The organism is Pseudarthrobacter sp. MDT1-56 (assembly GCF_059383555.1).
In genome coordinates, this window is sequence record NZ_JBWZCK010000013.1 from 115,576 (window position 1) to 121,960 (window position 6,385).

6 protein-coding genes are annotated in these 6,385 nt (G+C 70.9%); all 6 read right to left on the reverse strand.

What is annotated here, in order from left to right; genetic code table 11:
- Positions 1-73: 73 nt before the first annotated feature.
- Positions 74-1,813 (reverse strand): DNA repair protein RecN, encoded by a 1,740-nt coding sequence (recN, locus tag AC50YC_RS17450; protein WP_494954555.1) that lies wholly within the window; start codon positions 1,811-1,813, stop codon positions 74-76.
- 3 nt (positions 1,814-1,816) lie between these two features.
- Positions 1,817-2,857 (reverse strand): NAD kinase, encoded by a 1,041-nt coding sequence (locus tag AC50YC_RS17455; protein ID WP_494954556.1) that lies wholly within the window; start codon positions 2,855-2,857, stop codon positions 1,817-1,819.
- A 22-nt stretch (positions 2,858-2,879) separates the two neighbouring features.
- The gene (locus AC50YC_RS17460; RefSeq protein WP_494954557.1) at positions 2,880-3,692 is read right to left on the reverse strand and encodes a TlyA family RNA methyltransferase; all 813 of its coding nucleotides are present in this window, start codon (positions 3,690-3,692) and stop codon (positions 2,880-2,882) included.
- Positions 3,679-3,993, reverse strand: coding sequence for a hypothetical protein (locus AC50YC_RS17465; RefSeq protein WP_494954558.1), 315 nt, complete (start codon positions 3,991-3,993; stop codon positions 3,679-3,681). Before AC50YC_RS17465 ends, AC50YC_RS17460 begins: the two co-directional genes overlap by 14 nt.
- A gap of 10 nt (positions 3,994-4,003) precedes the next feature.
- Positions 4,004-4,993 carry an HAD-IIA family hydrolase gene (locus tag AC50YC_RS17470; RefSeq protein WP_494954564.1) on the reverse strand — a complete coding sequence of 330 codons (990 nt, stop codon included), beginning with the start codon at positions 4,991-4,993 and terminating at the stop codon, positions 4,004-4,006.
- 7 nt (positions 4,994-5,000) lie between these two features.
- Positions 5,001-6,385 (reverse strand): hypothetical protein (locus tag AC50YC_RS17475; protein ID WP_494954559.1); only part of this gene is annotated, 1,385 nt, incomplete at its 5' end.

Sequence of the window (6,385 nt, forward strand, 5' to 3'; positions counted from 1 at the left end):
CAGCCTTCCAAGGGTCTGTTCGCGGCAAGCCGCTGTGATTGCCATCCCGGTACCGGGCGCTCCACGGGGGTGTTCAGGCTTGCTGCGGCAGCAGCCGGGCGTCGTCGAGCAGCTCCTGGGCGTGGGCCCGGGCGGATTCTGAGTCCTCCTGGCCGGCAAGCATGCGGGCCAGCTCCCGGACACGTTCCGCCTCGTCGAGGAGTTGGACGTCACTGGAGGTGAAGCCGGTCGCGGTGGCACCGTCGGCGCCGCGCACGGAGGTCTTGGTGACCCGGATGTGCTGGTCTGCGAAGGCCGCCACCTGCGGCAGGTGGGTCACCACGAGCACCTGGACGTGCCGGGCCAGCATCGCCAGCCGGCGGCCGATCTCGACCGCGGCGCGGCCACCCACGCCGGCGTCGACCTCGTCGAAGACGAATGTGGGCACCGGGTCGACGGCGGCCAGCACCACCTCGATGGCGAGCATCACGCGGGACAGTTCACCGCCGGAGGCGCCCTTGCCCAGCGGGCGGGCGGGGGCGCCGGAGTGCGGCTGGAGCAGGAAGGAGATCTCGTCCGCCCCGTGCGGTCCCGGCTGCCCGCCGGATTCGACGGTGATGACCAGGGTGGCATCCGCCATGGCCAGGGCCTTGAGTTCCGCGCTGACGCGGGCGGAGAGGTCTTTGGCGGCCTTCTTCCGGAGCTTGCTGATGCCGGCGGCCTGCTTGGTCAGCTCGGCCCCCGCGCGGGCCACCTCGGCGTCCAGCGCCTCAATCCGGGTGGAGTCGTCCTGCAGCTCCAGGAACCGCGCCCGGGACTCCTCGGCCCAGACCAGCACCTCGTCGATGCTCGGGGCGTACTTGCGCACCAGCTTCGCGAGGGTGGCCCGGCGGTCCTCGATTTCGGCGAGGCGCTCCGGGCCCTCGGTGTCGAGGGAGGCCTGGTAGCTGGCGAGTTCGGTGGCGATGTCGTTGAGCAGGAAACCCACCTCGGCCAGCCGGGCGGCTGCGGAGCCGAGTTCCTCGTCATGTTCGGCGACGTGCTCCAGGGTGCGTTTGGCGGCGTCCACCAGGGCGGTGGCGTCGTTGCCGTCACCGAAGTCCTCGGCGATGAGCGCCTGGTGCGCCGTTGTGGCCGCGATCCGGAGTTCCTCGACATTGGCGAGCTTGACGGCCTCCGCCTTGAGCGACTCGTCCTCCCCCGGCTGCGGGTCGACGGCGTCGATCTCGGCCAGGGCACCTTCCAGGGATTCGGCCTCGCGGAGACGTTCCCGGGCAGCGCTGCGGAGCTCGTCCAGCCCGGCCCGGCTGGACTTCCAGTGGGCGTAGAGCTCCTGGTAGCTGCCGAGCGCTGCGGCGAGGCTCTCCCCCGCGAATTTGTCGAGGGCGCCGCGCTGCGCGACAGGGCTCTTGAGCCGGATCTGCCCGGACTGGCCGTGGACCACCACGAGGGTTTCGCCGATCTCCCCAAGCACCCCCACCGGAGCGGCGCGCCCGCCGAGGTAGGCGCGGCTGCGACCGTCCGCGCCCACGCTGCGGGCGAGCAGCAGCTCGGCGCCGCCGTCGAACTCCTCGATCTCGGCACCGGCCTCACGGGCGCGCGCCAGGGCCGGGTGCCCGGCGTCGAGCTTCACGGTCGCCTCCGCGGAGGCGCTTTTCGCGCCGCTGCGCACCGCACCGGCGTCGGAGCGTGCGCCGAGCAGCAGTCCGACGGCGGTCACCACCATCGTCTTGCCGGCACCGGTTTCACCGGTCACGACGCTCAGGCCCGGGCCGAGGGGCAGCGTGGCGTCGGTAATGACGCCGAGGTCGCGGATTCTCAGTTCTTCAAGCATGGTTCACTTCGCAGTCGATGGATCAGGAGTCTCGCCCGGACCTGCGGACGGCGGCCCGGCCTGCGGCGGGGTGGGCAGCGGCGGCATCGGCCGGGGGGTGCGGATCACCGGCACGGGCCCGGTATGGACTGTGGCGGCCTGCGGCATCGGTCCGCGCCAGCCCTGGATGGGCAGCTCGAACTTGCGGACCAGGCGGCCGGAGAAGGGCGTCTGGTGGGTGCGGGCGAGCCGGACGGGCGTGGCGGAGCGGGTCACTTCCACGCGAGCCCCGGGCGGGAGGTCCACCGAGCGCCGGCCGTCGCACCAGAGCACGCCTTGGGCATCGGTGCGGTTCAGGATTTCCACCGCGAGCCGGGACCGGGGTGAGACCACCAGCGGCTTGGCGAAGAGCGCGTGGGCGCTGATCGGCACAATCAGCAGGGCCTCGACCTCGGGCCACACCACCGGGCCGCCGGCGGAGAAGGCGTAGGCGGTGGAGCCGGTGGGGGTGGCCAGGACGACGCCGTCGCAGCCGAAGGAGGTCAGCGGGCGTTCGTCCACCTCGGTGACGACCTCGAGCATCCGTTCCCGGTTGCCCTTTTCGATCGCGGCCTCGTTGAGCGCCCAGGTGTGCCAGATTTTCTGCCCGCGGACCCAGACCTGGACGTCGATGGTCATCCGCTCTTCCACGGTGTATTCGCGGCTGGCGATCCATTCGACGGTCTGGGCGAGGTCCGCCCGTTCGCTCTCGGCCAGGAACCCCACGTGGCCGAGGTTGACGCCGAGCAGCGGCACATCGACCTCGCGCACCAGTTCCGCGGCGCGGAGGATGGTGCCGTCGCCGCCGAGCACCATCACGAGCTCGACGTCGGGCAGCATCACGTGGTCATGGAGGATCTCGACAGGCTGGTCGAGCCGTCCGAAGAAGCGGACCATGTCGCCGAGCTCGGATTTCAGCATCACGGGAACGATGCCGGAGTCGTGGAGCTGGGCGCACGCTTCCCAGGCAGCCTTGAGGGACTCCTCACGGCCTGTGTGGGCAAGGATGAGGACACGCCTGCTCATCGGGTTCCGCCTTCTAGTGCTTCTAGTACTTGGGCCAGATTGTTCCGAGTAACGCAGCGACGGCTGCGTCCCGCTCTTCGATCTTAGGCAGGTCTGTTCGAATCCCGCGCTTTATCCACAGGAAGTACTCGACGTTTCCGTCCTGGCCGGGCAACGGGCTGCTGGCGAGGCCTTTCAGTTCCAGCCCGGTATCCATGGCCTCTGCCGCGACTTTGCCCACGGCGAGGCGGCGTTCCCACTCCGAGGTGACGACGCCGGTGCGGCCCAGCCGGTCCTTGCCGATCTCGAACTGCGGCTTGACCATCAGGACGAGGTCGCCGCCCGGTTCCGTGCACGCCGCGAGCGGTGCCAGCACGAGGGTGAGGGAGATGAAGGACAGGTCCGCCACCGTCAAGGCCACCGGTCCGCCGATCTCAGCCGGGGTCATGTAGCGGACGTTGAGGCCCTCGTGGACGGAGACCCGGGGGTCATTCCGGATCACGGGGACCAGCTGGTCGTGACCGACGTCGACGGCCACGACGTGGGCAGCGCCGCGGCGCAACAGCACCTCGGTGAATCCGCCGGTGGAGGCACCGGCGTCCAGGCACCGTTTGCCCTCGACCTCGACGGCGGGAAAAGCGTCCAGGGCGCCGGCCAGCTTGTGTCCGGCACGGCTGACGTAGTTGTCCTCATCGGCGGCGGCTACATCGAGGCCCGTGTCGTCCTGGACCTGCAGGGAGGCCTTGGCCAGCACCTCGCCTTTGGAGCTGACTTTGCCTTCGGCGATGAGGCGCGCGGCGTGGGTGCGGGACCTCGCCAGCCCGCGGCTGACGAGGGCCTGGTCAAGCCTGCTCATTTGTGGCATCCCCTGGTGGATTGGTCGGTCCGGCCGCGGCCGGGCCTGCGGTTGGTTGTTCTGCGATGGACTCGTTCAAAGCCGCCAGCAGTTCGTCGTGCAAGAGGGCGTAGGCCTCCCCGTGGCGGTCCACGGGCAATGCCGGCAGTTCACTGAGACGGCGGAGCAGTGCACCGACAGCGGGGTCCCGGGAAGGCTCATTCCCTGCGGCATCGCCAGGTTCCGCAGGCAGCTCCGGCCAGGTGACCCGGGCGTCTCCCGCCGCGGGGTCCGTCTCGGTGATGGGGTTCGGCTCGGTCATGGTCCCCAGTCTAGTGATCCAGCCATTCGAGGTCCGGGGCCAGGGCCGTCGCGGTCTCGGGATTGGCGGCCCACCAGGCCGAACAAGCGGCCCGCCAGGCGTCGAGGTCGCCGGGATCGCCGCTGACCCGGACTCTCTGCCCGTGCACGACGGCGGTCGCCGCGCCGCAGCGGTGCTGCCCGGCGTCGACCGTTATTGCCGGATAGGGGCGGTAGAGGTCCGTGAGGTCGTTGATCAGGTAGCCGGGCCGTTCCTGGGTGCGGGCGGCGAGGATCGATTCGCGCGTGTCGACGCCGGTCAGCACGGCGACGGTGGCGAAGCCGGCCCTGTTGCCGCCGAGGATGTCGGTGTCAAGGCGGTCGCCGACCACGAGCGGCCGGTCTGCGGCCAGGCGTTTCGCGGCGGCGTGGAACAGCGGCGCTTCCGGTTTGCCGGCAACAAGGGGCCGCTGCCCGGTGGCGGCGGCCACGGCCGCGACCAGCGTCCCGTTGCCCGGCGCCATCCCCCGGGCCTGGGGAATGGACATGTCCGTGTTCGTGGCCACCCACAGGGCACCGCCGGCAACCACATAGGCTGCTTCCGCGAGGTCTTTCCAGCCGAGGTCCGGATGGAACCCCTGCACGACAGCGACGGGCCGCTCCGATTCGCTGCGGACCGGCACCAGGCCGGCGAGCTCAACCTCCTGGGCCAGCGAGTCCCCGCCGGTGACCAGCACCCGGGCACCTGCCGGCAGCAGCGAAGCCAGCAGCTCGCCCGCGGCCTGCGAGGAGCTGACCACCTGGTGGTCCTCCGCCGGGGCACCCAGGTCGCGCAGGTGCTGCGCGACCTGGGCGGGGGTCCGGGAGGCGTTGTTCGTGACGTAGCCGAGGCCGACGCCGATCCCGGCGAGCCGGCGCAGGGATTCCACAGCGCCCGGGATGGCGTGCGGGCCTGCGTAGACGACGCCGTCGAGGTCGGCGAGCAGGGCGTCGAAGGCGGAGATCAGCTCCGGTGCGGCCATCTCCGGATCAGCCTTCGGAGCGTTCCGGCTCGCGGGAGTCGGCGTCATGGGACTCTTCGTGTCCGGTCTCGTCCGGGTCGTCGCCGGTCTCGTCCGGGTCGTCGCCGTCGAGGACCTCGGAGCGGTCCAGAGCGTCTTTTTCCACGGAGTCCTCATCGGACTCGGCGTCGTCGGACTCCCAGAAGTCGGATTCGCCGTCGTCGGAACCTTCGTCGACGGCGTTGCCTGCCGCAGCCGTTTCCGGAAGACCGGCAACAGCCTCGGCGCTGGCAGCACGCGGCGCCTGCTCCGGGGCAGCCGCGGCGGACCGCTGGGCGGTCTGCTCGGCGAGGAGCCGACGCTGCTGCTCTTCCTCCCGGGCTTCCTCTTCCTCGTCCCAGCCGAGATCGATGATGTCCGGGTCCTCCGGGACGTCGAGGCCGAGGGCGTTCTCGGCGACGACGGCCTGCCGCTGCCACTTCTCCGCTTCGGCGGTGCGGCCCACCGCGGCCAGGGCCTCGGCGTAGGCGCGGAACAGGCGCGGGCTGTAGGAGAACGCCCGGTTGATGTCCAGCTGGACGATTTCCAGTTCCGAGACGGCAGCGTCGAGCTGGCCCAGGTCGCTGCGGGCGCCGGCGGCCACAATGGCCAGTTCCGCCTTGCCGGGGGCGTCGAGGTCCTTGGCTTCCTCGGAACGCGCCATCTCCAGGGCGCGGTCGGGCCGGCCGAGTCCACGTTCGCAGTCGGCCATGACGGGCAGGTGCATGTTGGAGCCGCTGATCCGCCGGTAGGTGCGGAACTCGCGCAGGGCTTCGCCGTAGTGGCCGGCGGCGTAGGCCGTCAGGCCCACGGCTTCGCGGACGGCCGCGAGGCGGCCTCCGCGGCGGCTGGCTGCGAGGGCGTGCTGGAAGGCCAGCTCCGGTTCGTCGTCGATCAGGCGGCCGGCCATTACGAGGTGGCGGGCGACCCACTCGGCGCTGTTCTCCTCGAGGGTCTTGATCTGGTGCTGCGTGGCGCGGTCAAGTTCCTTGCCCGTGACGTCATCGTCGATTTGCGGCGAACGCTCGCGGTCGGGGCGGTTGGCGCTGCGGAGGTCCCGGGCGTTGGGGACACGGACGGGGGGGTCTTCTGCCCGGTCGCGGCCGAACTGGCGGGGACCGGAGTCGCCGCGGTCAAAGCTGCGGGCCGGCCGGTCGTCACGGTCAAAGCTGCGGGCCGGACGGTCATCACGGCTGCCAAAGGGCTTCCGGTTGTCGCCGCCGCCGCTGTAGGGCTTGCGGTCAGCACCTCCACCGGCACCAAAGCTGCGGCGCTCCCCGCCACCTTCACGCGGACCACGATCACCATACGGCTTCCGGTCACGATCCCCGCCACCACTGTAGGGCTTGCGGTCAGCACCACCACCGGCACCAA

Excerpts from the sequence above, each read along its gene's own strand:
- AC50YC_RS17460 (WP_494954557.1), bottom strand. The coding sequence starts at position 3,692 with ATGAGCAGGCTTGACCAGGCCCTCGTCAGCCGCGGGCTGGCGAGGTCC.
- recN (WP_494954555.1), bottom strand. The coding sequence starts at position 1,813 with ATGCTTGAAGAACTGAGAATCCGCGACCTCGGCGTCATTACCGACGCC.
- AC50YC_RS17455 (WP_494954556.1), bottom strand. The coding sequence starts at position 2,857 with ATGAGCAGGCGTGTCCTCATCCTTGCCCACACAGGCCGTGAGGAGTCC.
- AC50YC_RS17470 (WP_494954564.1), bottom strand. The coding sequence starts at position 4,993 with ATGGCCGCACCGGAGCTGATCTCCGCCTTCGACGCCCTGCTCGCCGAC.
- AC50YC_RS17465 (WP_494954558.1), bottom strand. The coding sequence starts at position 3,993 with ATGACCGAGCCGAACCCCATCACCGAGACGGACCCCGCGGCGGGAGAC.